Genomic DNA, 24,452 nt, shown 5'->3' on the forward strand with positions numbered 1-24,452 from the left:
GGTCGCCGCCTTCTTATAAAGACCCAATTCGAAAGAATTGGGTCTTTTTTTATGCAATAGATTTTTTAAAAAATAGTTATACCACTAAATAAAAACCATTGGAACAAACTAAAATTGAAGAATTGTGGAATGCAGCTTCACACGGACTTGGAATTCTACTGGGCGTCGTGGGGCTCGTATTGCTGTTGGTATACGATTCCGAAAAAACAGCGTATAGCACATTCAGTATTATTGTGTATTCGCTTTCAATAATTGTTTTATTTGCAGCATCTACAATTTACCATGCCGTAACCCATGAATCTTGGAAAGAAACTTGTCGTAAGATCGACCATATTAGTATTTATTTTCTCATAGCGGGTACATATACACCCGTAGCTTTAATATCCTTGGAAGCAAGTTCCGGGTGGTATTTGTTTTGGACGGTTTGGAGCATTGCGGCTTTTGGGACACTATTGAAAATCTTTTTTACCGGAAGATATGAGATCTTGTCATTATTGTTATACCTTATCATGGGATGGCTTATTGTAGTTGATCTCAACAACTTATTGGAACAACAAACGTCTTTGGGAATTACACTTCTTCTCTTAGGAGGCGCTTTCTATACTATTGGGATCCTCTTCTATGCTATACGAAAAATCCCATACAATCATGTAATCTGGCATTTCTTTGTGTTAGGAGGCAGTATCGCGCATTTCTTCTTTATATTTTTAGATGTCATCTAAAATGTACGGTACAGTCATCTAGATAATATAGGCAAGTACAAACCCTAGCACTATGGTGATGAGTTTCGCCAAATTGAATTTATGATCTTTACTGCTTTCATATAAGATCGTGGTAGAAACGTGCAAGAAGATACCTATGACTACCGCAGTAATTTCAGTGTGATAGGTCTGTAGTGTTTCAAAAGTGGATAACCAGCTTCCCAATGGTGTCATAAGTGCGAATAAGGTCATAAAAAGGATGGTGACAGTTCTACTATACTTCGCTTTTATAAAAAAGAACGATAATATAATTGCCACAGGGATCTTATGCACCAAAATACCTATAAGGATATTATTTTCTTCAGAAATGGGAAAACCTTCCAAAAGTGCATGAATAGCAAGACTAATAAACAGTAGCCACGGAAAGTTTCGTTTATCTGAATGTAAATGAATATGTCCGTGTTCGGCTCCTTTTGAAAAGAATTCAAGGCAAATTTGAAGCAAAATTCCTCCCATGATAAAAATCCCTATACGTTCGGTGGGCATTTCGAACACTTCAGGAAGCAGCTCTAAAATAGTCATGGAAAGAAGGAATGCCCCGCTAAAAGCCAAATAGATGGTGAGCTGCTTCATCTCACGTGCCTTGAGACCTTCAGCAATTAAATAGCCTATTGCAACAGCTAAAAAGAGTACAATATAGACCATCAATTAAAAATTAAGATAAGACGTTCGGAGGTATCTTGATCGAATTCCCGTAAGTGATAATCTCCAAAACAATGATGTAAGGATACTTCAGCCTCTTCAAAATATACCAAAAAATCGGTTAGAGTAAGCGCTTTAACGCGTTCTGTAAAGGCATACGCTTGTCCATTATCTTTAAATTGAATTTCTTTATAGATATAACCATCGGTTATATGACGCTTTATATGAAAATCGATCTTTTCTACGGTCTTAGTTTCAGAAGCAACTAAATGCTTTGCCACATGATGAACATTTAAAAAATCGATGACTCCATACCCATTAGGTTTTAAACCATTCTTGATTGCTTTAATCGTTCTCACGTTGTCTTCTTCAGACTCAAAATAACCAAAGCTTGTAAACAGATTGAAGATCGCATCAAATTTTGAAGTAAAGGGTTTACACATATCGTGAACAACAAATTCCAGGCGTTCATTCTCAAATTTTTTTGCATACGCTATACTGCGTGGTGAGAGATCTGCGCCAATAACCTTATAACCTAGCGTATTCAAATATTTTGAATGGCGTCCTTTTCCGCAGGCGAGATCAAGAATTTCGGCATCTTTAGACAATTCCAAAAACGATGTAATCCGCCTCATAAAATATCCTGCTTCGTCGTAGTCCCTATCCTTATATAAAATATGGTAGTAAGGCGTGTCAAACCAGGAGGTATACCAAGTATCGGTCTCTTTTTGCATGAATCAATGTTTCCGCTGCTAAAATACTGTATTTTTGTAGGACTTTATGAATGACACTATGGGAAAAAATTTTAAAATGGTCGCCAAAACCCTCTACGGACTGGAGGAATTACTAGCACAGGAGCTAAGACAGTTGGGTGCCGGTGCCATTGAGATAGGGACGCGAAATGTTTCTTTTGAAGGGGATACCGGTTTTATGTATAAAGCAAACCTTTGTTGCCGTACCGCCATTAAGATCTTAAAACCCATTACGGCCTTTAATGTTTTTTCTGAAGAGGACCTCTATAAAAGGATCTACGATATGCCATGGGAGCACTACATGAGTGCAAAAGGCAGTTTGGCGATTGATGCTACAGTGTTTTCTGAACAATTCACACACTCTCAATATGTCGCCTTTAAAACAAAGGATGCCATTGTCGATCGTTTTCGTGATAGGGATGGGGAACGTCCCAATGTAGATTTGGATCATCCTACTTTGCGAATTAATGTTCATATCGATCGTAACATTTGTACCGTATCGTTGGATAGTTCCGGACACTCCTTGCACAAGCGCGGTTATAAGACCGAAAGTACCGTCGCGCCGATCAATGAAGTGTTAGCAGCGGGAATGATCATGCTTTCAGGTTGGTCCGGACAATGTGATCTAATGGATCCAATGTGTGGAAGTGGTACTATTGTCACGGAAGCTGCCATGATAGCCTGTAATATCCCCCCAAATTTAAACAGAGATGAGTTTGGTTTTGAAACCTGGCCCGACTTTGATGTCAATCTGTATGAGCGAATTGAAGATGCGGCACTTAGTAAAATTCGGGATTTTCATTTTAAGATATACGGATTCGACGTAGATCCGCTAGCGGTTAAGAAAGCCAAGGAAAATGCCAAAAATGCCAATCTTCAGGACTTTATCGATTTTGAAGTAAAGAATTTCTTCGAAAGTGAAAAGGTGACAGGAAGACAATTATATATGATATTCAATCCGCCGTATGACGAACGTATTTCGGTGGCAGATATTTCTAAATTTTATGCCGATATCGGGTCCACACTAAAGCATGGATATGCCGGCACGCAAGCATGGATGATCACCTCCAACATGGAAGCCCTGAAGCACGTAGGTTTACGACCTTCAGCAAAAATAAAGCTGTATAACGGGAAACTCGAAAGTAAGTTTGTTCGTTATGAGATGTACGAAGGCAGTAAAAAAGAGAAGAAACAGTAATTACTTCTTAAAGATTGGGATAAGGTAGGAAAGTGAATATCCGTATCCTACACCGAATTCGCTAAAATCGTAGGTTCGATTGAAACCCGGGATATAAAGATTGTCAAAATTCTCAGGCTGATCCTCGCTTAGCTTCCGTTTTAGTTGTACTTGAAGGGTAAGATAGAGGTTGTTCAAGACTTCCGTCTTCACTCCAACAATTAATTCCGCCCAATGTGCCGTTAGTCCATTGAATTCCTGTGGATCTACCTTAAACGTTTGTGGGAATGTTTGATTGGTCGTATAGACACCATAGGCCAAAAGCTCATGAGAAAAACTGGAGAACCCGTACCGAAGCCCACCGATAATTGCATTATCCATACCGAGCCAATTGGTATACGCATTATAATCCATGCCTATTTTGGCATAGCTCCCTGACGTGGTAGTGTTAATATACGGTTCAAAAATATCCTTCTTCTCACTTCCTAGTTCTGCTGCAATATAGAATTTTTGTGATATTCTGAAATCACCCACGATCTCGAACCCCGAATAACCATCTTCCAGTAGGGTACGCAGCGGCTTGGACAGATCGGCCCCTACACGCAATCCGTAGGCTTCCGAACGCACCTTGAGTGTGTCCTGAGCTGTACCTGTCTGCTGTGCCGAACCTGAAAGGATCGTTAGCAGACAAATACTAATGAAAAATAGTAAGGTGCGCAGACGTATCATTGGCTACCGTAGGGTTAAGGGTTTCTATACTTACGATCCAATTTCCGGTATTCGGATCCTCTTCTTGGGTGGTTAGATTGGTGAAAATTGTTTTAAAACCACAGGCTCTATTCACATAAAGATCCTCGCGCTGATAGGTAAAAGCAAGCATGGCATCGTTTGGAGCGCTGCCCCCATCATCTTTTTTAAAGAGGAAGGATGAAGTATTTAGATTCGTATTCAGTGGGATGGCTATTGAATCTGTAGTGGTTTGGCTTAAGACTACGACACCGTTCAACCCCGAAGTTCTTACTGTGAGATTTGGCACCTCTTTTGTTTCTGTAGGATTGGCACTGTCCTTAAATGTAATTATCAACAGTGGGGTAGTGGCGGTCCCTTCGGCACAGATATCATCGCGAGTGCATCCTATCAACAGGCTTATAAAAGCAATAATTAAAAGAAAATATTTTATCATAGAATCTCCGGATCTTTTTCAGAATACATCAACGCTTTTCCAAAAGTACAACATTTTCCACATGGTGTGTTTGTGGGAACATATCTACCGGTTGTACCTTGGTCACTTTGTACAAGACATCCAGCATAGCTAGATCTCTCGCTTGTGTGGCACTGTTGCAGCTCACGTAGACGATCTTTGGCGCTTTAATAGTGAGTAATTGCTGAACCACATCAGCGTGCATCCCGTCTCTGGGCGGATCGGTAATGATTACGTCGGGTTTGCCGTGTGTAGTCAAAAAATCGTCATTGAAAACTTTTTTCATATCACCAACAAAGAACGAAACATTGGTGATGGAATTTCGTTCTGCGTTCTCTTTGGCCGCCTCAATAGCTTCAGGAACAGCTTCTACCCCTATGACCTTCTTAGCATTTTTTGCTACGAATTGTGCAATGGTGCCTGTTCCGGTATAAAGATCAAACACTACTTCCGATCCGATAAGTCCGGCAAACGCTCTTGTAACTTTATAAAGCTCATATGCCTGTTCACTATTGGTTTGATAAAAAGATTTAGCGTTGATTTTAAACGTAAGCCCTTCCATTTCTTCAAAGATATGATCGCGACCTGCATGACAAATGACTTCTTGATCGTATATAGTGTCGTTTCCTTTGCTATTGATGACGTAGAGAAGGGAAGTTATTTCAGGAAACTGCGCAGCGATGGCATCTAGTAAAACAATACGCTTTGGAGCATCTTCATAGAAGAATTGTAGAAGTACCATCACCTCTCCTGTGGAAGAAGTACGAAGCATCAATGTTCTTAGAAAACCTTCTTGTTTCCGCGTGTTGAAGAAAGAGAGATCAAGCATTTCGGCTTTTTCTTTCACAAAATCCCGAATGGCATTGCTAGGGTCCTGCTGGAGATAACAATTGTTCAGGTCGAGTATCTTATCCCACATTCCCGGTATGTGAAACCCAAGTGCATTGCGATTGGTGATCACTTCGTCACTTTGTATTTGTTCTAGTGTCAACCATTTATTATCACTAAAGGAGAATTCCATCTTATTTCGGTAAAAATAAGTGCGTTCCGAGCCAAGAATAGGTTGTACTTCTGGGATTTCTATCTTTCCGAGCCGGATAAGGTTGTTCTCAACCTCCTTCTGTTTGAAATATAACTGATCTTTGTAACTCATATTCTGCCACTTGCAACCGCCACATACACCAAAATGTTCGCAGACAGGTTCGACCCGTCTTTCAGAAAATTTAGAAATTGAAACAGCCGACCCCTCATAGTAGGCTTTACGCTGTTTTGTGGTTTGTACAGTAGCCACATCTCCGGGTACAGCGTTATCGATAAAAATCACGCGGCCGTCCGGAGCTTTCGCAATCGCTTTTCCTTTAGCTCCTGCATCGATCACAGCTACATCTTCAAAAATCTTTCGGTTGTTCTTTCTTCTGGACATCGTGCAAAAATAGCATAATTAGAGCGTTTAAAATGGGGGAGATCGCCAAAAAATGTGGGAATATTTTAGTAATTTGCGGACCTACGGATGATTTCTCTCCGCAAAGCAGGAATCGACTTTGTTCTACCTATTAATTTCAGAAAAAAATGGCAGTGTTAGAGAAAACAGCTTCCCAGAAAGCGATCGATCTAGAAAATAAATACGGAGCTCATAATTACCATCCACTACCGGTAGTATTGACTCGTGGTGAAGGAGTTTATGTGTGGGATGTGGACGGCAAGAAGTATTTCGATTTCCTTTCGGCTTATAGTGCCGTGAATCAGGGGCATTGCCATCCTAAGATTGTTGGTGCCATGAACGACCAAGCGCAGCGACTTACGCTTACATCGAGAGCTTTTCACAACGATATGTTGGGGCAGTATGAGAAATATGCGAGCGAATATTTTAAATTCGATAAGCTCTTGCCTATGAATACGGGAGCTGAAGCCGTTGAAACTGCAATCAAGATTTGCCGGAAGTGGGCTTATGAAAAAAAGGGAATCGATGAAAATGAAGCAGAGATCATTGTATGTGAAAACAATTTCCACGGAAGGACGACAACAATTATCTCCTTTTCAAACGATCCTGTGGCGAGAAAGAACTTTGGACCTTACACCAAAGGATTTATAAAAGTATCCTACGATAATCTAGCTGAATTGGAGCAGGCAATGGCGAGTAGCTCGAATATAGCCGGATTCTTGGTCGAACCTATTCAGGGAGAGGCAGGGGTCTACGTTCCTTCTGACGAATATTTGATCAAGGCCAAAGCACTTTGCGAGAAATATGATGTACTGTTTATAGCAGATGAAGTGCAAACAGGAATTGCCCGTACGGGGCGTTTGTTGGCTACTTGTGGTAATTGCGACTGTCCTAAAAAGGATTGCAGTGGTACACCCGACGTGAAGCCAGATATCCTTATACTTGGAAAAGCCCTTAGTGGTGGTGCCTATCCGGTATCGGCCGTATTGGCTAACGACCCAATTATGAGTGTCATTAAGCCGGGTACCCATGGTTCGACCTTTGGTGGAAATCCGGTAGCAGCAGCCGTCGCTATGGCAGCGCTTGAGGTAGTGAAAGATGAAGCTTTGGCGGAGAACGCAGATATGTTAGGAAAACTCTTCCGAAGTGAATTACAAGCGTATATTGAAACTAGTACTATTGCTACGTTGGTTCGAGGAAAAGGTCTGTTGAATGCAATTGTCATCAATGATACTGAAGATAGCGATACTGCTTGGAATATTTGTTTGAAACTTCGTGATAACGGATTATTGGCAAAACCTACCCATGGTAATATTATTCGGTTTGCTCCGCCATTAGTGATGAATGAAGCACAATTGCGAGAATGTATTGCGATCATTATAGAGACACTTAAGGAGTTTGACAAATAAGAAGATAAGAATGAAATTGAGAGAATAAAAAAAGCGGCAATTGCCGCTTTTTTTATTAGTTATAGAATTATTACATTCCGTATTGCTCCATAAGCTCTTGATTCATATTCATGATGCCGTCCATTCCAAGAGTGGCGAATAAGAATATAACATATCCAAGATAAATCACGTTAAGCACGATACCGATAATGGCAAGGATTTTTCCTGTTTTTACATTTTGATACCCCGTATACTGTTCCGGATTGGCCATATAGACTGCGGTAGCTTTCTTAGCCATAACAATGGCAATGATACCGAAAATAAGCCCAAGAACTCCATAACAACAACATGTTACGATTGAGACTATACCAAAAACCAGAATAAGGGTAGCGTTAGGTAATTTTTGTTTTTCCATAATTGAAAGAGTATTTAGTTGATTAACTTTATAAATTTAAACGAAATAATTTAAACCTAACTTGTATTCCCATAAATTTTAGTGAATTACAACACCGAACTCATCTTCATAATATAACTTCCAATTATGATAACTACGTTAAGGAGTAGGAGTGCCACCTTGATCTGAAAGGCATAGCGAAATTTAACGAATAGATTAATAACCACCACCACTGCTAAAATTATAAGGCTATAGATGGCAGGATACATTTTAAATGCGGCAATAAACTCACCTCTAAAAAGTAAGGCTGTAGCACGTTGGATGCCACAGCCTAAACATTCAACCCCGAAGATTTTCTTATTGGTGCATTCCAACATATAATCTTCCAGGCCCTCTATGTTCATAAAGGAAGTATTTAATTACGGATCGTGATCTTATAATCGATCATTATATCATCATCCGTAGTAAGTTTTACTAAATATACACCATCACTCAAGGTAGCGGTAGAAAAGGTGAACTTCGTAGAATCACCAATATCATTTCTGCTAATTACAAGTTTTCCTGACATATCATAAATATGTGCAGTTTTGATAGTGTAACCTTCGGGATTCGTTACCTCTAATTGCGAAACCGGATTGTTTTGAAAGAAATCAACGTTTTCCACTACCATGTCACGCTGGGTTACCACCTTGGCCAATTCTGAATTTGGATCTGATGTACTACCATTGTTTCTAAATACAATAAAGAAACGATTTTGATAATGTCCGGCAGGTAATATCTTTTCCGCTCCTGAATCTTGAGTAAAATTGTGGTATGTATTGGTAACATTATCATATAAAAACGCCTCACGGTCCATATTTACTTGCTCTACGGTAGTAAACTTAACTGTTGTTTGCCCGTTCAACTTCAAATTTAATGGAACCTGTACCGTACCATTCTCAAAAGGAAGCGTTTGGATCACGAATTTTTCCATTTCATTTCCGGTACCAATAGGGAAGTAGGCTTCTGAAGTAGCATCCATTGGACTTCTTCCATCCAACCCTCTATCGAACTTCTCTGTGGCTTCATCAAAAAATGCAAGTACTAATTGACGAATATGAGAATCGTTCATTTGAACATTTATGCGCAAATGAGGCAAACGATTATCAGGTTCAATAACAGTTCCTCCGGGATCCGCTCCCGTTGAAGTTCCTGTGGTTGGTATTGCGCTTCTAAATTGTGAATCAAAAGCAGCACCTTCTTTAATGTAGCGTCTGTGACTGTTCTTAAAGATGATTACACCATCACCACCTGCGCCGGGCGTTGTGATGTCGAAACCTTGGCCGATAGGAGCAAAACGCCGCGCGTACACTGCACCCGCACCTGTTTGACCGCCACTAGGATTACCTCCGGCATCATAATTAAGAAAGGGAGCCGGGGTGTAAAAACCATTATCTGTGGTCCCGTTTGGATCGTTAGGCCCTGGAACATAAATCCCAAAACCACCTTTATTCTGTATAAACAAATGAGAATTTATTGTTCTGTCCTCATCCCAATACCAAAACTCGCTGATCTCACTATTATCCGGATCGTAAAAAACACGGTTCAGATCCAATGCTGAAGGATAAGGGTTTCCTGCCAAAACCGAAGTTCCCGGAGTAACGGCAACATTAATATTTCCACTATTTGGACGACCTCTAAAGTCGTAAATTTGATTGTGATTGACAGTACCAACACCTTTCATTGTAAAACCGTACCCGGCCGGCACTGCGTTGGAGGTATTAATAGCTATGTAATTATTAACACCTGCAGGACGTCTGTATAACCAACGTCTCGAGATTGTAAGCGGATTGATGCCTCCATTGTGTCCGGGTGTGATTAGTGCAACTGTTGAGTTGGTATAGCCGAGAGAGTCGTGTACCCTGCCTACGCCAAAGTTTTGATTTCCGCTTCCGGTAGTGATCCCCACAGGTGAAGCCCAAAAGGTATAATCCCAGGCATCATCATCCGGTACATTTTGAAATACAGAGATGTACCCGTTTCCGGTATTCGTGGAAGTAGTTCCACCTTGTACTAATTGTGATTGATTTCTTAAATAAACACTTGCTCTTGCAGTTCCAGGGTTGTTTTCCTGTAAATTTACATAACCGTCTACGTAAAGTACTTGGTCATTCACATATACATAAGAATCGGTAGCTCCATTGGGTTTTACAAAAAGCTGAGCAATGGACACAGCAGAGAAGAGCAACAGGGTTGCGAGGGGTAGTAGGTTTTTCATATTTCACTGGTTTAACGTGGTTTTTCTGGGGGGAAAATTCCACTATTTCCGTGGTAAATTTAAAAATATTTTTGTATTTACGAACAATTTAAGTAAAAAATCACAGAAATTTAATACTCAGGGAGTTGTAAAATTCTTACATACGATTCAAATAATTGACGTATTTTCCTTCATTATAAAGAAAATCGAAATGAAAAAAGGGGCAAAAGTATCTGTTCTAGATGATATAATTTCAGGAAAGATCACTGAAATATCAGGTGATGACGTCACTATTGTCACAGACGACGGATTTGAAATGCAATTCCATAGAAATGAATTGGTTGTGGAACATTCGGCATTTGCCCCTCGTGAATTGATGCCCGACACTATTTCTAATATTATTTCAGAAAAAGAAACTAAAAAGAGAAAAGACGCCCCTCGTGTCAAGTCAAAAGATCGATCGGCGCCTCCCATGGTAGTAGATCTTCATATACACCAACTGGTTAAAAGTGAAAAAGGGCTTAGTAATTACGATATGTTAACAATTCAAACCGACACCGCTAAACGGCAACTCGATTTTGCTATTTCAAAACGCATCCAGCGAATTGTTTTTATACACGGGGTAGGAGACGGTGTACTCCGGGCTGAATTGGAATACCTTTTTAAACGATACGAGAATATTGAGTTTTATGATGCCGATTATCAAAAATTTGGTCGCGGAGCTACAGAAGTATATATTTTTCAGAATAAAACGCCCTAATTTATAAATTTAGGAGTGATTGTAATAGTGGTATCTACTACGTCCTGTATATTTCCCATGTCCAAGGACTCCTGAACGATCTGTTCTTCGCCATTCACAAATACAACATTGGACAAGAATAGGTTGATACTGCTTCTCAGATTATAACTGTGTTCCCGATACATCTCCACGAAAACTGGCGTGGCTACTGCCGGATTTAAATAGTCGGGACCAACGGTAGGGTCCGTGATCATTTGTGTGGGATCCAAGCCTCCGCCGGCCTCATTTCGTGTTAAGACTCCATCGTTGTCATCATCGATATCCAAATAATCGGGCATGGCATCTCCATCGGTATCTTGCGGGTTGTCCGGATCGGGACCAATTTCCACAGCGGTAGGAACGTTATCGCCGTCATCATCAAAGTCAAAGTAGTTCAATAACCCATCATTATCTGTATCGATCGTGCTTTCAGGATCTTCCTCGAGTGCATCATTATCATTGAGTACTAGAGTAGTGATAAGTGTTGCGACACCCGATGTTGCCAAGTAGTCAATGGTAACCAGTGGACTCGTGGGCGGAACATTGCTGCAAAAATAGCTGCTCGTTATGGTTTCTGAATAGGTCCTATAATTAACAACATTTGAAGCCCCTAAATCGAAATCTACAGTTGCGTTATCCAAGAAAAGTGTTTCGGTAGTGTTTAGTTGCAATGAAAGACTTTCTGCAGTAGACGAATTGATCTTAAAAAACACATACGATCCCGGCTCCCCGCACACTTGAAGGTTGGCATCCTCAAAATCGAATGTGGTAACGATCACATCCCCGTCATCACATGACGCCAGGCATGTTACTAGAAGAAGTCCAAGTGCTACTATTCTATTCATAGTTCTTATAATAATTACAACAGTTACAAAGAAACGGATTTCTTTATAACTGTGGTATTTTAGTTTATTATAATATGTATTTTTGCGACCTATGAAGAAAGTTTATTTTGATAGCGCTGCGACCACACAACTTCGAAGTGAGGTCATACGATGTATTTCTGAAGTACTTAAAACAGAATACGGAAATCCTTCATCTACACATTCTTACGGTAGATCATCTAAGTCATTACTTGAAAATGCTCGTAAAGAAATTGCAGGCCATTTAAAAGTGAATGCCAGTGAGATTATCTTCACTTCCGGCGGGACCGAAGCCGATAACCTGGTACTGCAAAGTTGCGTTCGTGATCTTGGTGTTACACGTATCATTACTAGTAAAATTGAACATCATGCTGTGCTTCATACAGTACAAGAGCTTCAAGAGCAATACAATATTACAGTTGCCTATGTGAAATTGGATGAATGTGGGGTAGTTGACTTCGAACATTTGGAATCGTTGCTTAGAGAATCTGATGAAAAAACACTTATTTCTCTTATGCACGTAAATAATGAGGTAGGTACTTTGCTGGACCTTAAACAAACTGCAATGCTGGCTAAAGAGCACAACGCACTGTTCCATAGCGATACTGTTCAATCTGTAGGGCATTACGAATTGGATTTTTCTGAAATACCCATCGATTTCGCTGCTGCGGCAGCACACAAATTCCACGGACCTAAAGGTGCCGGATTTTTATTCGTTAGAAAGAACAGTAACCTGAAATCAATAATTCACGGAGGAGAGCAGGAGCGAGGCTTACGGGCCGGTACTGAAGCGGTTTATGCGATTGCCGGAATGGCCGAAGCATTAAAGATTTCATATCAAAATTTAAAAAAGGAGCGTGCCTATATCTTGGAACTGAAAGATTATTTCAAAGAAGAACTTTCAGCAAAAATACCGGGGGTAAAATTTAACGGCGCCTGTGAAGATAATGAAAGAAGCACCTATACATTGCTCAATGTATGTTTACCAATTTCTCAAGAAAAAGCTATGTTGCTTCTGTTTCAGTTAGACCTTAAAGGAATTGCTTGTTCCAAAGGAAGTGCGTGCCAAAGTGGTAGTGAAAAAGGCTCGCATGTATTGTCTGAAATCCTTTCCGAAGAAGACCTCAAAAAACCTAGCATCCGCTTTTCTTTTAGTAGTTTCAATACCAAAGAAGAAATAGACTATGTGGTTGAAGTGCTTCAGTCCTTTATTTCAGAATAAAAACACTAGAACTTCATAGTCACCCGTACGTTGAATACACGAGGGGTTAAGAAGTTTGGTATGGAATACTGGGTTTTGGTATATACATCACGCACAAAAGTATTGGTGATTGAATTCCGCACATCGAAAATATTAAAGATCTCTGCGCCTACGGTCAATTCTTCAAACGGACTCAGCCATCCGCTATCCCGCAGTTTCTTTTGATCGACAATCACATAGGAGACACCTACGTCGGCGCGCTTGTAATCTCGTAATCGCCGCTGAAACGTATACGGATCTGCATAACTGGGCGATCCTCCCGGCAGACCTGTATTGTACACCAGGTTTAAATACATCTTAAGATCGGGGATCACTTTCACATAATCCTGAAAGAGCATTGCAAATTTTAATCGTTGATCGGTGGGTCGGAATATATAACCGCGATCATCAATGTTCTCTTCGGTTTTTAAATACCCGAAACTTATCCAACTTTCGGTTCCGGGAACAAATTCACCGGACAGTCGCATGTCCAAACCATAGGCATACGCCACGGCATTGTTACGGGCCCTGTACCGTATGCGTACATTTTCGAGCGTATAGGGGTTTACATCGGTGAGATCTTTGTAATACACTTCCGAATTGAGTGTGAAAGGTCTTCCCCATAGATCGAAACTGTAATCATTTCCTAATACAATATGGATCGACTGCTGTGCTTTGACTCCGGGACGGACGGTTCCTGTAGAATCACGTAATTCCCTGTAAAAAGGAGGCTGATGGTAAAATCCGCCTGAAAGGCGAAATAACATGTCCATGTCCCATTCGGGCTTTATGGAAATCTGAGCTCTGGGGCTAAAGACCGTTTGCGTGGTACTTGTTATATCTTTTCCACTCACGGTCCAATTGTGAGCGCGTACGCCTGCATTGAGCCATACTTTATTCGTGCCCCATTCGGTACGCCGACTCCACTGAGCGTATCCTGAAATTCGGTCGATCTGTACATCGTTCTGTGCCCGTATTTCGGTAAAAGGCACTATGGGTGCATCGAAAGGGGTGTACGGTTGGTCGTTTACAAAATCACTTATTGGTGGACGAATAGAAAACCCTGCAGAGTCGATGATCTCGTATTCCTGCACTCGATCTCTAATGTCCTCTCGTGTATATTTTACTCCGTATTCTATTTTATTCTCGTCAAGCGAAAGATTTCCTTTGTGTTCTGCATTGATGATCAAAGCATCGAGATCGTTACGGGCGTGCGTCAATTGACCTCCAATTCCTTCGGTAAACTCTACTTCTCCCAAGTTCTCATCGCCTATGTTCGTATTTACTTGACCCAATCGATATTGTGCCAAGATATCGAAATATTCCTGTTCGGTGGTTTGATATCCGGATAGGATGAATTTTGCGGTATAGTTTTCAGAAACCACATAGGTTCCCTTTAAAGCGCCAAAGTATGTATTGTAGCGATCTTCTTCCTGACCTTCGTAAAAAACCAACAGAGCAATTGGGTCTGATAATGTACCAAAGTTTGTTTGACGTGTAAGTGGCTGATAGTTGTAATCGTTAATAGATATATTTCCTAAAAAACCCAACTCGAACTTATTCGTGAATTTATACGAAAGATACGTTTGAGCATCGGCAAACTTCGGTGTAAAGTTCGTTTCGGTTTGTTTGGCCTCTACAAACAAGCTGTTGTCCCTGTAGCGCAGTCCAACGATACCGCGCAGTCGTTCGCTTTTTGAAATACCTTCTACCGAAACACTTGCTCCCAACAAGCTAAGGTCTGCGGTAGCACCAAAATCAACCGGTTGTCGGTATTCAATATCCAACACCGAAGAAAGTTTGTCTCCATATTTTGCCTGAAATCCTCCGGCCGAAAAATCTACCGAACGCGTAAGGTCGCTGTTCACAAAACTTAGCCCTTCCTGTTGTCCGCTACGTATCAAGAACGGGCGATATACTTCAATTTCATTCACATAGACTAAATTCTCGTCGTAATTTCCACCGCGAACATTGTACTGCGTACTCAATTCATTATTACCACTTACGCCCGGAAGTGATTTCAACAGGTTCTCAACGCCGGCGTTTGCTCCGGGAATTTTTCGAATCACCTCCGGGGCGATCGTCGTAATTCCTTCAACTTGTTTTTGTTTTCGTCGGGAAATAACAACTTCACCTATTTGAGCAATATCCGTCTTCATGACCGGGTTGAACTCATAATCAGCGTTAGGTTCCAGTGTTATGGACAGTGTTACATCCTTAAATCCAATATAGGAAAAGGTAAGCGCTACCTTTTCGTTGGAAGGGATCTCCAGCAGATAATAGCCGTTGATGTCGGTTTGTGTTCCGGCATTGGTTTGATAGCTAATGTTCACTCCGGGAAGTGGTGTGTTCGTATCGTCAAGAACAATCCCTTTTATTGTCGCATTTTGCGAGAGACCGTTTGCAATTGTAAAGAATAACAGAAGAAGTAGCGGTAAGGTTGTTGTTTTCAAAAGCAATTTTTTGAATTATTTTCTGAAAAAGGTTGCTTCAAATGTAGTACTATTTCCCACATTATCTATAACAATCAGTTTCAAATTATTTTCAGTATCGGTAATCACACCATCATCAAAATCATAGGTTAGAACGTCTTTTTTGTAATCATATTCTAATAAAATGAATTTTCCGTTCACGGTTGCACGGTAACTGCTTATGCCACTTAAATCATCGGTTATCTTAAACCGAAGGGTTTCGTTCTTGCTAATCCACTTTCCGTCGTCAAAATTCAATGCTTTCACCAAAGGCGCCGTTGTATCTGCCACCAACACATAGGATCCGAAGGTGCGTGTATAAGCCGAAAGTTTATCTCCCTTTCTTGTGGTGGTATTATAGTATGGGTCGCCACGGTAATTCAGGCGGCCAACATATAAGCGATCAAGATCCTTGGGATCGTAATTGGAGGCGTCCACGGTGATCGTAATATTTTTATGGATAGGGATCACATCTTCATGAAGAAGCAGCGTATCGCCCTGTGCCTGTATGTTTAAAAAGGTATCTTCATATAAACTGTTCGCGGGAATATAGACACTAAATTTACCCTTAGATATGGAGGTCGCCTGATTTGCATAAATAAAATCGTCGGTCTTAGTGACGGTCTTAGGCTCAAGAATCTCCTCGTTGGTACCTTCAATAGGAACTGTAATATTTATAACATTCCCTTTAAAATCGGTTACTTCAATGGTGTAATTAGAACTAAAACCATCCTCAACAACAATAAAACCATTATCGTTCTCGTAAGTGATCACACTTAAGGGATTGTTAGCTTCTCTAAACAACTTTTGCACTCTGCTCTTGTTGTTCATCCAATAGTAGTAATCAATAAATCTATTGAGATACCGAGTTTCGTCAAAAGAAAATTTTTCAAACAGCACTTTAAAGCTTTCTGTTCCATTATAGTGCGTTGTGATCTTGTATACTCCGTTTTTATTGGATGCTCCATCCTGCTGATCGTAAGCGGAGACACCAAAGCCAATTTTTCCATGAGCTGTGATCTTTTCGGCCTTATACGACCCGTCCTTTTGGAGCATTAACCGCAATTTTATAGGATTTTGTGATTTGTTCACGTGGGCATCATCAGAAATAGGATACGCCATGACACTATTGATAAGGGGTTTTTTAGTATCGGGTATGTCGATCCCAAACAACATAGGATTCATAGGGCGAGAAGCTCCATCCCGTATTTCGAAATGCAAGTGAGGCCCGCCGCTGCTTCCGCTGTTACCCGTATAGCCGATGATATCTCCTTTATTTACTGTTAGCCTGGAAGCCTCGGGGAACAGCTCTACTTCAAAAGATTCTTTGTTGTATTGATTCTCTTTGACGTATTGTTCGATGGCACCTGCATACTTTTGGAGGTGCGCATAGACCGTACTGTATCCATTGGGATGCTGAATGTACAAGGCTTTACCGTAACCGTAATGGGCTACTTTGATCCTGCTCACATATCCATCGGCAGGCGCATAGATGGGCAAGCCTTCTTTTTGTTGTGTCTTTATGTCCAATCCGCTATGAAAATGATTGCTTCGTAATTCCCCGAAACTACCCGAAAGAATGAGCGGAATATCCAACGGATTCGAGAAATAATCTGTGGGGACCGAATGTTGTGCTTGCAAGTGAAGACCTCCAATAATAAGCAGACATAACAAAAGTGTATTCTTCATAAAATGCATAATTCAATATAGATTAATGGGGAGTTGGAGGTTTTATTGTGAATGTAATTCAATATTACAAAAAATTATAGAAAAGAGTTGTCTTATTAGGGGATGTGTGTTAACTTTGTCTGTATAGTATTGAAATAAACAATTAATGAGTGATCTTTCAGAAATTGTTGATTCTTTGGAAAATAGGATTAGCAAGTTGCTTCACCGACATGAGATCCTGAAGCAATCCAATGCAGCATTGACCGAAGAACTGCAACTTTTAAAGACACGCCAAGAAGAATATGAAAATGATATTCAGCAGTGGCAAGAAAAGTGTACCTCATTGAAATTAGCGAATTCAATACTTGGCAGCGACCAACATAAACGAGAAACAAAACTCAAAATAAATGCTTTAGTTCGGGAGATCGATCTTTGTATCGCACAGCTTTCCGAGTAAACTGAAATCATGTCGAACCAATTAAAAATCAAGATTTCGATTGCAGATAGGGTGTACCCATTAACTATAAACCCTGCGCAGGAAGAAGGCCTTAGAAAAGCCGCCAAGAAGATCGAAGAAATGATAAAAAGGTTCGAAAAAAGCTATGCCGTGAGGGACAAGCAGGATGTATTGGCCATGTGTGCCTTGCAATTTGCAGCTCAGGTAGAGCAAAAAGGGATTGATAAGAATACTGATGAACAACACATTGAAGACAAGCTGGAAGCTTTAAATCAATTGTTACAGGAGCATTTAACATAATACTAAGTTCTTTTAAATACAAAGGTTACTGCCTACATTAATATTATTTTTTGGTAAACTCAACACGAATTCTTTAAAAAGGGTGAGTTAAAGTTGTAAAAGCGAGCCGTCTTTGAGCGGATACTTGATCAGCTTGTTAGCCCTAAACTTGTTTTTAAGGAGTTTATTCAAAATGCATCTATTAATGTAGGCTTTTTTTTTACACCAAAAACAGATCGGAAAATGGATAATATCATTACCATAATTATAGTATCGATCGTAGGGATCGCCGTTGGCTTCCTTATTGCAAAGTTGTTGGAGCGCAATAATGCCTCACAACTTGTGAAGTCGGCAAAGAAGAATGCCGCTACGATCTTGAAAGAAGCAAAAACCGAAGCAGAGTCTATAAAAAAGGATAAAATCCTTCAGGCCAAGGAAAAATTTATCGAGTTAAAATCGGAGCACGAAAAAGTGATCCTGAGTAGAGACAAGAAGATCTCTGACATTGAAAAACGCATTCGCGATAAAGAATCTCAAGTTTCCAACGAACTCTCCAAATCTAAAAAGCTCAATGCCGAAATGGAGGCAAAGCAAAAGGACTACGATGAGAAGCTTGCATATTTAGAGAAAAAACAATCGGAAGTAGATAAACTGCATCGCGGTCAAATCGAGCAGTTGGAAGTAATCTCAAGCCTTTCGGCCGAAGATGCCAAGGCGCAGCTTATTGAGAATCTTCGAGAAGAAGCCAAGACCGATGCTATGGCTTACATACAATCATCTATTGAAGAGGCCAAAATGACCGCTCAGCAGGAAGCGAAAAAGATCGTCATCAACACCATTCAACGTATCGGGACGGAAGAGGCTGTAGAGAATTGCGTTTCCGTATTCAATTTAGAAAGTGACGATGTTAAAGGACGTATTATTGGTAGGGAAGGACGTAATATTCGAGCCATTGAAGCAGCAACGGGTGTAGAGATCATTGTAGACGATACCCCCGAAGCTATTATTCTTTCGTGTTTCGATTCGGTACGTCGTGAAATAGCACGTCTTTCGTTGCACAAACTTGTTACCGATGGAAGAATTCATCCGGCACGTATCGAAGAGATCGTTAAGAAAACTACCAAACAGATAGAAGAAGAGATCATAGAGGTAGGAAAACGCACCGTGATCGATCTTGGTATCCATGGGTTACAACCGGAGCTTATTAAAGCAGTGGGTAGAATGAAATACCGCTCTTCATACGGTCAAAACCTCCTCCAACACTCGCGTGAGGTGGCAAAGCTCTGCGGGGTCATGGCTAGTGAACTGGGATTGAATGCGAAACTGGCCAAGCGTGCCGGTCTCTTGCATGACATAGGTAAAGTACCGGAAACCGAAACTGAGGTTCCTCATGCCATTCTCGGAATGCAATGGGCCGAAAAATACGGTGAAAAGCCTGAAGTATGTAATGCGATAGGTGCACACCACGATGAGATAGAAATGACAAACCTGCTGTCGCCCATTGTACAAGTATGTGATGCTATTAGCGGGGCACGTCCGGGCGCGAGACGTCAAGTGCTGGATTCTTACATCCAACGATTAAAAGATTTGGAAGACATTGCCTTCGGCTTTAACGGTGTAAATAAAGCATATGCCATCCAAGCAGGGCGAGAACTTCGTGTGATGGTGGAAAGTGAAAAAGTAAGTGATGAAAAAGCCGCACAGTTATCGTTCGAGATCTCACAAAAGATACAAACCGATATGACCTATCCGGGTCAAGTAAAGATCACGGTGATCCGCGAGACCCGCGCGGTGAACATAGCCAAATAAAAAAAGCCTCCCACGGGAGGCTTTTTTTATTCATCATATACGTTGGTATATCCTTTCTCCGGAGCGTCAAAGAATTTTCCGGTAATAAAGCGATAGTGCTTGTCGAGTTTCGCGATGGTTTCCATGTCTTCTTTGTCTAATTTCACATCGGCCGCCCTAAAATTAGCAACAATATGTTCTTTTGTCGTAGATTTAGGTATCACTGCAGTTCCTCGGTGCATGTGCCAGGCGATTAAAACCTGTGCTACCGTCGCATCTCTTTTTCTGGCAATTTTTTGTAGGGCTTCAATCTCTAAAAGATTTGGTTCGTCGTCCCCTTTCATTCCTTCGGAACGATCGCCGGAGCCGAGAGGTGAGTAGGCCGTCATTAAAATACCTTCCGAAGTACAAAAATCCAACAGTTCTTTTTGTTGTAATAAAGGATGAAGCTCTACTTGATTCATTTCGGGGGTGACTGAAGCATCCTTTATAAGTGCTTTTAATTTTTTCTTACTGAAATTGGACACTCCAATATGTTTTGCATACCCGGATTCTTTTGCCAGTTCCATTTGTCTCCATGTCATGCTCAAAGGTTCCTCTTCAAGCGAAACATAGTCTGAAGGGGACGAAGGAAAACCAACCCCTAGCTTAAAGGCGATGGGCCAGTGCATTAGGTAGAGGTCAAGATAGTCTAATTGCAGTTTTTTAAGGGAGGTTTGAAGTGCCGGTATTACTTGTCCTTCGCCGTGCGAATCGTTCCATAATTTAGAGGTGATGAATACGTCCTCGCGAAAAATTCTCCCTTCAGCGAATACTTCGGCCAGTGCCTCGCCAATGAATTCTTCATTATCGTAGGCCGCTGCTGTATCAATATGCCTGTAACCGGCATATAGCGCTTCTTTTACTGCATTTTTTACATCATTTCCTTTCGATTTCCATGTTCCCAATCCTATGGCGTGCATGGTATCACCATTTTTAAATTGTAGTGTTTTCATAGTTGCTTCTTTTTTTATTAAAATACAAAAGCACCTTCCTATTAAAAAACGAAGCAGGCACTTTAGCGTTTATTTAACGCAACTATTTTTTGTCTTTTCTGGGATGATAGGTATCGATCACCGCGCGCAGATGGGTGGTATCAATGTGGGTATACACCTCGGTGGTGGTAATACTTTCATGTCCCAACATTTGTTGTATAGCCCTTAGATCGGCACCGTTTTCCAGCAAATGGGTGGCAAAGGAATGGCGAAACGTATGCGGACTCACCGTTTTACGGATCCCCGCAATTTCGGCTAGTTGCCTTACGATAGTAAAGATCATGGCTCGGGTAAGGGGTTTGCCGCGTCGGTTCAAGAATAATGTATCCTGCGCTAATACATCCACGGATTGATGCCTGCGTATTTCCTTACGGTAGATCTCAATATATTTTATGGTTGCATCTGCAATTGGAACAAAACGTTGCTTGTCGCCTTTACCGGTCACTTTTATAAAACCTTCATCATAGAACAGGTCGGAAAGCTTTAGACCTACGAGTTCCGATACACGAAGCCCGCAGCCGTACAATGTCTCCAAGATAGCGCGATTTCGTTCTCCTTGCGGACTGCTAAGATCGATAGCATCTATAAGCATGTCAACCTCTTTTTCAGATAAGGTATCGGGGAGTTTACGACCCAGCTTCGGACTTTCGATAAGTTCCAACGGATTCGTGGAGCGGTATTCTTCAAAGATCAAGTAATTAAAGAATCCCCGTAACCCTGAAATAATCCTGCTTTGCGTTCTGGGATTTACTTCTTTCGCTATGTGGTAAATAAACTCCTGTACGGTCTCTTCAGAAATTGCGGTAGGCGAAACCAAGATATTATTCACATCGAGCCATTTTTCTAATTTAAGAATGTCCAGCGAATAATTCTCAATAGAGTTTGAGGAAAGACCACGTTCAATCTTTAAATAATGACCGTAATCGCTACGCGCTTGTTTCCATTTCATGAGGCAATTCTCTTTTCTTACTATTTGTGTAAAAGTACTTTTTAAAATAATTGAAACCAATTAAACGTTTTACAGTAAATTTGATAAACTAATTTAAAAATTATGAATATGAAAAAATTGATTGTTTTAGCTGTTATCGCGCTATTTGGAACTTCCGTGCAGGCACAAGGACTTGATCTTGGTATAAAGGCAGGGGTTAACTTTGCCAATATTACCGATGCGAGTGAATTTTCCGGAAGAACGGGTTTTGTTGCCGGTGTATTTCTCGGCGGAAAGTTCAATGATAATATAGGTATTCAAGGAGAGTTACTTTATTCACAACAAGGAGCAGAGTTTGAATTGGGAGAATTTAATTTGGATTACGTAAATGTTCCTATCATTTTAAAATATTTCGTTTCTCAAGGCTTGAACATTCAGTTGGGTCCTCAATTTGGGGTGATCGTAAACGATGATACACAAACTGTAATAGGTGAGGTGATAAATGATATTGCAACAAAGGATTTTGATGTATCCGCTGTGGTTGGACTGGGCTATGATTTACCATTGGGCCTTCGAGTGGATGGTCGCTATCAATTTGGGCTTTCCGACGTACCGGAGAGTGGAGAGGGCAAAAACAGTGTGGTAACGCTATCGATTGGTTATTCCTTTCTGTAATCTATTAAGAAAGACTTAGGATTTGATTATGATTATTTAGGAATTGATTTGATTAGGTTTGATGAAACTTAAAAAATCAAATTATGAAGAAAGTAATTTTAATGCTAATTTGTTTGCCATTGGCCCTAGCCACAGCAAACGCACAGGAAGTAAAATTAGGTGTTAAAGCCGGAGTTAATTTTGCAAAGCTAACAGGTGATGCGGTTGAAGATGCCGACGGCCGTACAGGCTTTCATTTAGGAGGGGTGGTTGAAATCCCTGTTTCTGAAAAATTTGCCGTACAACCGGAGATCTTATATTCGCAACAAGGTCTGCAGCAGGAAACCGACTTCTTTGGCAGCACACTTGAAACAAAGCTGAAGCTGGATTATATTAATGTTCCTGTGATGGCCAAATATTATGTTACCGACGGACTCAGTGTTGAGCTAGGTCCGCAATTCGGATTCAATGTAAAAGCAGAAACCGAGGTATCTGTGGAAGGTGATAGCGACGGCGATGAGATTGAAGGCACATCCGATGTAAGTGATTCGGTATCCGGATTTGATCTTGGCCTTGGCGGCGGATTAGCATATCAATTAAATAACGGTGTGTTCTTTCAGGCACGTTATATGTTTGGGATCTCGAACGTAGATGAAGATAATGATGAAGGATTTATTGGAGACAATCTTACCAATTCCAATCTTTCCATTTCTGCAGGGATCAAATTCTAAGTATTAGAGCACAATATAAATAAGTTTAAAAAGAGCGGTTAAACCGCTCTTTTTTCATTTATAGCGACTAAGAAACTGTTAATAAGTAGGTTAGTAACTATCTAAGGGGTAGGGGGGCTTACACTTTGATTTATTCAGTAGCTTTATACTACTAACTGTAAAACACTTAATTATGAAAAAACTAATTGTATTGGCTGCTATCGCAGCTGTAAGTTTTACTTCCGTCCATGCGCAGGAAGTACGCTTTGGTATTAAAGGAGGGGTCAATTTTGCATCATTAAATGGAGACGATGCTGATGACCTAGACGGTAAGACCAGTATTCACTTGGGTGGTGTAGTGAACATCCCTATTTCAGAATTATTTGCAGTACAACCTGAAGTGATCTATTCCAGACAAGGTTTTGAGAACAGTGAGCCGGAACTTTTTGATGTTACGGTATACTTAGATTATTTAAATATTCCTATCATGGCAGATTTTACAGTGGCAGAAGGTCTAAGTCTGCAAGGCGGACCTCAAGTGGGAATTAACATTAATAGTATTAGTAAGGACAATAATACGGATAATGAGACCGATATTGACGATGTAGAAACACTGGATTTGGGCGTAGGTATCGGAGGGCAGTACAAACTACCCATGGGACTCTTTTTCCAGGCTCGCTATGTCATTGGACTGAGCGATGTGTTCCCGGATGCCAATGCTAAGAATTCGGTGGTAAGCGTGTCTGTTGGGTGGTTTTTTAATTAAAACAATATACAGCAAATCGTTTAAGGCAGAAAATCTATCTTTTATTTTCTGAATTAGAGAACCCCTTATTCGTATATGCGTTAGTAATTTTAAAATTGTTATTAGCCACAGATTTTTAATTTATTCATTAGCTTTATGCTATTAACCAAATAATTTACTTAATTATGAAAAAACTAATTGTATTGGCTGCTTTTGCAATATTTTCATTGGCAACCATGGAAGCTCAAGAAATCAGTTTCGGACTTAAAGCAGGTGCTAACTTTGCGTCAGTGAACGGTGATGATGCCGATAATCTTGACGGAAGAACCAGTTTACATGGAGGAGCTGTTGTGAATATCGGACTTAGTGAATTAATTGCTATTCAGCCGGAAGTACTATTCTCTTCTCAAGGATATTCCTTCAATGATGAGGACGGGGATAATGATGTGGTTTTAGATTACATCAATATTCCAATTTTAGTTGACGTTACACTTGCTGAGGGATTTAGTTTGCAAGGTGGACCTCAAGTTGGAATTAACGTGGGAAGTAAACTGAAATTCTTGGATGAGGAGATTGATTTAAAAGATGGAACTGAATCCTTAGATCTTAGCGCAGCGATTGGTGCTCAATACCGCTTGCCAATGGGAGTATTTTTCCAAGCGAGATATGCGATAGGATTTACCAATATTTCTACTGAAGAAGACGTCGACGCGAAGAATTCTGTAGTAAGTTTATCAGTAGGATGGTTTTTTAACTAAAATTGTCCGAAAAGATTCTTTTGAGCGGAAGATTCGATCTTCCGCTTTTTTTCTAATGTCAAAAAAGAAATTACTTCAAGCAGTTAA

The 24,452-nt window shown here is 40.6% G+C and carries 25 protein-coding genes and 1 other RNA gene; 13 read left to right on the forward strand and 13 right to left on the reverse strand.

The window, feature by feature from the left end; genetic code table 11:
• The first annotated feature begins 98 nt into the window (after positions 1 to 98).
• Positions 99 to 722 (forward strand): hemolysin III family protein, encoded by a 624-nt coding sequence (locus tag AACZ11_RS02485; RefSeq protein ID WP_290625976.1) that lies wholly within the window; start codon positions 99 to 101, stop codon positions 720 to 722.
• An 18-nt stretch (positions 723 to 740) separates the two neighbouring features.
• On the opposite strand, the gene AACZ11_RS02490 is transcribed toward AACZ11_RS02485, so the two are convergent.
• On the reverse strand, positions 741 to 1,406 hold the full coding sequence (locus AACZ11_RS02490; RefSeq protein ID WP_290625978.1) for a ZIP family metal transporter: 666 nt from the start codon (positions 1,404 to 1,406) through the stop codon (positions 741 to 743).
• On the reverse strand, positions 1,406 to 2,137 hold the full coding sequence (locus tag AACZ11_RS02495; RefSeq protein ID WP_290625980.1) for a class I SAM-dependent methyltransferase: 732 nt from the start codon (positions 2,135 to 2,137) through the stop codon (positions 1,406 to 1,408). Before AACZ11_RS02495 ends, AACZ11_RS02490 begins: the two co-directional genes overlap by 1 nt.
• A 58-nt stretch (positions 2,138 to 2,195) precedes the next feature.
• On the opposite strand from AACZ11_RS02495, the gene AACZ11_RS02500 reads away from it, so the two are divergent.
• Positions 2,196 to 3,353: a THUMP domain-containing protein gene (locus tag AACZ11_RS02500; RefSeq protein WP_290625982.1), complete on the forward strand. Its 1,158-nt coding sequence runs from the start codon at positions 2,196 to 2,198 to the stop codon at positions 3,351 to 3,353.
• Here AACZ11_RS02500 and AACZ11_RS02505 read toward each other — a convergent pair whose 3' ends face one another.
• The 3 genes from AACZ11_RS02505 to rlmD are packed head-to-tail and all read right to left on the reverse strand — an operon-like array spanning position 3,354 to position 5,956.
• The gene (locus AACZ11_RS02505; protein ID WP_290625984.1) at positions 3,354 to 4,061 is read right to left on the reverse strand and encodes a DUF6048 family protein; all 708 of its coding nucleotides are present in this window, start codon (positions 4,059 to 4,061) and stop codon (positions 3,354 to 3,356) included.
• Positions 4,027 to 4,515 carry a DUF6452 family protein gene (locus tag AACZ11_RS02510; RefSeq protein WP_290625986.1) on the reverse strand — a complete coding sequence of 163 codons (489 nt, stop codon included), beginning with the start codon at positions 4,513 to 4,515 and terminating at the stop codon, positions 4,027 to 4,029. The genes AACZ11_RS02505 and AACZ11_RS02510 overlap by 35 nt, the downstream gene beginning before the upstream one ends.
• Before the next feature lie 28 nt (positions 4,516 to 4,543).
• The gene (rlmD, locus tag AACZ11_RS02515; protein WP_290625988.1) at positions 4,544 to 5,956 is read right to left on the reverse strand and encodes a 23S rRNA (uracil(1939)-C(5))-methyltransferase RlmD; all 1,413 of its coding nucleotides are present in this window, start codon (positions 5,954 to 5,956) and stop codon (positions 4,544 to 4,546) included.
• 146 nt (positions 5,957 to 6,102) lie between these two features.
• Here rlmD and rocD point away from each other — a divergent pair, with 146 nt between their 5' ends.
• Positions 6,103 to 7,383 carry an ornithine--oxo-acid transaminase gene (gene rocD, locus AACZ11_RS02520; protein WP_290625990.1) on the forward strand — a complete coding sequence of 427 codons (1,281 nt, stop codon included), beginning with the start codon at positions 6,103 to 6,105 and terminating at the stop codon, positions 7,381 to 7,383.
• Positions 7,384 to 7,453: 70 nt separating this feature from the next.
• On the opposite strand, the gene AACZ11_RS02525 is transcribed toward rocD, so the two are convergent.
• The 3 genes from AACZ11_RS02525 to AACZ11_RS02535 form a co-directional block, all read right to left on the reverse strand.
• The gene (locus AACZ11_RS02525; protein ID WP_290625992.1) at positions 7,454 to 7,777 is read right to left on the reverse strand and encodes a CCC motif membrane protein; all 324 of its coding nucleotides are present in this window, start codon (positions 7,775 to 7,777) and stop codon (positions 7,454 to 7,456) included.
• Positions 7,778 to 7,863: 86 nt separating this feature from the next.
• Positions 7,864 to 8,160 (reverse strand): DUF2752 domain-containing protein, encoded by a 297-nt coding sequence (locus AACZ11_RS02530; protein ID WP_290625994.1) that lies wholly within the window; start codon positions 8,158 to 8,160, stop codon positions 7,864 to 7,866.
• Between the two features lie 11 nt (positions 8,161 to 8,171).
• Positions 8,172 to 10,013: a T9SS type A sorting domain-containing protein gene (locus AACZ11_RS02535; protein ID WP_290625996.1), complete on the reverse strand. Its 1,842-nt coding sequence runs from the start codon at positions 10,011 to 10,013 to the stop codon at positions 8,172 to 8,174.
• A 190-nt stretch (positions 10,014 to 10,203) separates the two neighbouring features.
• On the opposite strand from AACZ11_RS02535, the gene AACZ11_RS02540 reads away from it, so the two are divergent.
• Positions 10,204 to 10,752, forward strand: coding sequence for a Smr/MutS family protein (locus AACZ11_RS02540; protein ID WP_290625998.1), 549 nt, complete (start codon positions 10,204 to 10,206; stop codon positions 10,750 to 10,752).
• Here the strand turns inward: AACZ11_RS02540 and AACZ11_RS02545 are convergent.
• Positions 10,749 to 11,615, reverse strand: coding sequence for a hypothetical protein (locus tag AACZ11_RS02545; protein ID WP_290626000.1), 867 nt, complete (start codon positions 11,613 to 11,615; stop codon positions 10,749 to 10,751). The two genes, AACZ11_RS02540 and AACZ11_RS02545, sit on opposite strands and share 4 nt — an antisense overlap.
• A 91-nt stretch (positions 11,616 to 11,706) precedes the next feature.
• On the opposite strand from AACZ11_RS02545, the gene AACZ11_RS02550 reads away from it, so the two are divergent.
• On the forward strand, positions 11,707 to 12,855 hold the full coding sequence (locus tag AACZ11_RS02550) for a cysteine desulfurase family protein (RefSeq protein WP_290626002.1): 1,149 nt from the start codon (positions 11,707 to 11,709) through the stop codon (positions 12,853 to 12,855).
• 5 nt (positions 12,856 to 12,860) lie between these two features.
• Here AACZ11_RS02550 and AACZ11_RS02555 read toward each other — a convergent pair whose 3' ends face one another.
• Positions 12,861 to 15,326 (reverse strand): carboxypeptidase-like regulatory domain-containing protein, encoded by a 2,466-nt coding sequence (locus AACZ11_RS02555; RefSeq protein WP_290626004.1) that lies wholly within the window; start codon positions 15,324 to 15,326, stop codon positions 12,861 to 12,863.
• Positions 15,327 to 15,341: 15 nt separating this feature from the next.
• Positions 15,342 to 17,033, reverse strand: coding sequence for a M23 family metallopeptidase (locus AACZ11_RS02560; RefSeq protein WP_290626006.1), 1,692 nt, complete (start codon positions 17,031 to 17,033; stop codon positions 15,342 to 15,344).
• Positions 17,034 to 17,178: 145 nt separating this feature from the next.
• Between AACZ11_RS02560 and AACZ11_RS02565 the strand changes: the two genes are divergently transcribed.
• The 4 genes from AACZ11_RS02565 (at position 17,179) to rny (ending at position 19,557) form a co-directional block, all read left to right on the forward strand.
• On the forward strand, positions 17,179 to 17,469 hold the full coding sequence (locus AACZ11_RS02565; RefSeq protein ID WP_290626008.1) for a hypothetical protein: 291 nt from the start codon (positions 17,179 to 17,181) through the stop codon (positions 17,467 to 17,469).
• 9 nt (positions 17,470 to 17,478) lie between these two features.
• On the forward strand, positions 17,479 to 17,769 hold the full coding sequence (locus AACZ11_RS02570; protein ID WP_290626010.1) for a cell division protein ZapA: 291 nt from the start codon (positions 17,479 to 17,481) through the stop codon (positions 17,767 to 17,769).
• 57 nt (positions 17,770 to 17,826) lie between these two features.
• A non-coding RNA gene (ssrS, locus tag AACZ11_RS02575) (6S RNA) lies at positions 17,827 to 17,934 on the forward strand.
• 57 nt (positions 17,935 to 17,991) lie between these two features.
• Positions 17,992 to 19,557, forward strand: a complete 1,566-nt coding sequence (gene rny / locus AACZ11_RS02580) for a ribonuclease Y (RefSeq protein ID WP_290626012.1) — start codon at positions 17,992 to 17,994, stop codon at positions 19,555 to 19,557.
• Between the two features lie 26 nt (positions 19,558 to 19,583).
• Here rny and AACZ11_RS02585 read toward each other — a convergent pair whose 3' ends face one another.
• Positions 19,584 to 20,531 (reverse strand): aldo/keto reductase, encoded by a 948-nt coding sequence (locus tag AACZ11_RS02585; RefSeq protein ID WP_290626014.1) that lies wholly within the window; start codon positions 20,529 to 20,531, stop codon positions 19,584 to 19,586.
• 82 nt (positions 20,532 to 20,613) lie between these two features.
• Positions 20,614 to 21,519, reverse strand: coding sequence for a site-specific tyrosine recombinase XerD (gene xerD, locus AACZ11_RS02590; RefSeq protein WP_290626016.1), 906 nt, complete (start codon positions 21,517 to 21,519; stop codon positions 20,614 to 20,616).
• Positions 21,520 to 21,627: 108 nt separating this feature from the next.
• On the opposite strand from xerD, the gene AACZ11_RS02595 reads away from it, so the two are divergent.
• The 4 genes from AACZ11_RS02595 to AACZ11_RS02610 all read left to right on the forward strand — a co-directional run bounded on the left by AACZ11_RS02595 (position 21,628) and on the right by AACZ11_RS02610 (position 24,365).
• Positions 21,628 to 22,173, forward strand: a complete 546-nt coding sequence (locus AACZ11_RS02595) for a porin family protein (protein ID WP_290626018.1) — start codon at positions 21,628 to 21,630, stop codon at positions 22,171 to 22,173.
• Positions 22,174 to 22,256: 83 nt separating this feature from the next.
• Positions 22,257 to 22,883: a porin family protein gene (locus tag AACZ11_RS02600; RefSeq protein ID WP_290626020.1), complete on the forward strand. Its 627-nt coding sequence runs from the start codon at positions 22,257 to 22,259 to the stop codon at positions 22,881 to 22,883.
• 172 nt (positions 22,884 to 23,055) lie between these two features.
• Positions 23,056 to 23,628, forward strand: coding sequence for a porin family protein (locus tag AACZ11_RS02605; RefSeq protein WP_290626022.1), 573 nt, complete (start codon positions 23,056 to 23,058; stop codon positions 23,626 to 23,628).
• 164 nt (positions 23,629 to 23,792) lie between these two features.
• A complete protein-coding gene (locus AACZ11_RS02610) occupies positions 23,793 to 24,365 on the forward strand; it encodes a porin family protein (RefSeq protein WP_290626024.1) in 573 nt (190 codons plus the stop codon).
• The last annotated feature ends 87 nt before the right edge of the window (positions 24,366 to 24,452 follow it).

The organism is uncultured Altibacter sp. (assembly GCF_963972995.1).
Taxonomy (GTDB): domain Bacteria; phylum Bacteroidota; class Bacteroidia; order Flavobacteriales; family Flavobacteriaceae; genus Altibacter.

Bases quoted from the DNA above. Each gene is read 5' to 3' on its own strand.
- AACZ11_RS02490 (WP_290625978.1), bottom strand. From the start codon at position 1,406: ATGGTCTATATTGTACTCTTTTTAGCTGTTGCAATAGGCTATTTAATT.
- AACZ11_RS02495 (WP_290625980.1), bottom strand. From the start codon at position 2,137: ATGCAAAAAGAGACCGATACTTGGTATACCTCCTGGTTTGACACGCCT.
- AACZ11_RS02500 (WP_290625982.1), top strand. From the start codon at position 2,196: ATGGGAAAAAATTTTAAAATGGTCGCCAAAACCCTCTACGGACTGGAG.
- AACZ11_RS02505 (WP_290625984.1), bottom strand. From the start codon at position 4,061: ATGATACGTCTGCGCACCTTACTATTTTTCATTAGTATTTGTCTGCTA.
- AACZ11_RS02510 (WP_290625986.1), bottom strand. From the start codon at position 4,515: ATGATAAAATATTTTCTTTTAATTATTGCTTTTATAAGCCTGTTGATA.
- rlmD (WP_290625988.1), bottom strand. From the start codon at position 5,956: ATGTCCAGAAGAAAGAACAACCGAAAGATTTTTGAAGATGTAGCTGTG.
- rocD (WP_290625990.1), top strand. From the start codon at position 6,103: ATGGCAGTGTTAGAGAAAACAGCTTCCCAGAAAGCGATCGATCTAGAA.
- AACZ11_RS02525 (WP_290625992.1), bottom strand. From the start codon at position 7,777: ATGGAAAAACAAAAATTACCTAACGCTACCCTTATTCTGGTTTTTGGT.
- AACZ11_RS02530 (WP_290625994.1), bottom strand. From the start codon at position 8,160: ATGAACATAGAGGGCCTGGAAGATTATATGTTGGAATGCACCAATAAG.
- AACZ11_RS02535 (WP_290625996.1), bottom strand. From the start codon at position 10,013: ATGAAAAACCTACTACCCCTCGCAACCCTGTTGCTCTTCTCTGCTGTG.
- AACZ11_RS02540 (WP_290625998.1), top strand. From the start codon at position 10,204: ATGAAAAAAGGGGCAAAAGTATCTGTTCTAGATGATATAATTTCAGGA.
- AACZ11_RS02545 (WP_290626000.1), bottom strand. From the start codon at position 11,615: ATGAATAGAATAGTAGCACTTGGACTTCTTCTAGTAACATGCCTGGCG.
- AACZ11_RS02550 (WP_290626002.1), top strand. From the start codon at position 11,707: ATGAAGAAAGTTTATTTTGATAGCGCTGCGACCACACAACTTCGAAGT.
- AACZ11_RS02560 (WP_290626006.1), bottom strand. From the start codon at position 17,033: ATGAAGAATACACTTTTGTTATGTCTGCTTATTATTGGAGGTCTTCAC.
- AACZ11_RS02565 (WP_290626008.1), top strand. From the start codon at position 17,179: ATGAGTGATCTTTCAGAAATTGTTGATTCTTTGGAAAATAGGATTAGC.
- AACZ11_RS02570 (WP_290626010.1), top strand. From the start codon at position 17,479: ATGTCGAACCAATTAAAAATCAAGATTTCGATTGCAGATAGGGTGTAC.
- rny (WP_290626012.1), top strand. From the start codon at position 17,992: ATGGATAATATCATTACCATAATTATAGTATCGATCGTAGGGATCGCC.
- AACZ11_RS02585 (WP_290626014.1), bottom strand. From the start codon at position 20,531: ATGAAAACACTACAATTTAAAAATGGTGATACCATGCACGCCATAGGA.
- xerD (WP_290626016.1), bottom strand. From the start codon at position 21,519: ATGAAATGGAAACAAGCGCGTAGCGATTACGGTCATTATTTAAAGATT.
- AACZ11_RS02595 (WP_290626018.1), top strand. From the start codon at position 21,628: ATGAAAAAATTGATTGTTTTAGCTGTTATCGCGCTATTTGGAACTTCC.
- AACZ11_RS02600 (WP_290626020.1), top strand. From the start codon at position 22,257: ATGAAGAAAGTAATTTTAATGCTAATTTGTTTGCCATTGGCCCTAGCC.
- AACZ11_RS02605 (WP_290626022.1), top strand. From the start codon at position 23,056: ATGAAAAAACTAATTGTATTGGCTGCTATCGCAGCTGTAAGTTTTACT.
- AACZ11_RS02610 (WP_290626024.1), top strand. From the start codon at position 23,793: ATGAAAAAACTAATTGTATTGGCTGCTTTTGCAATATTTTCATTGGCA.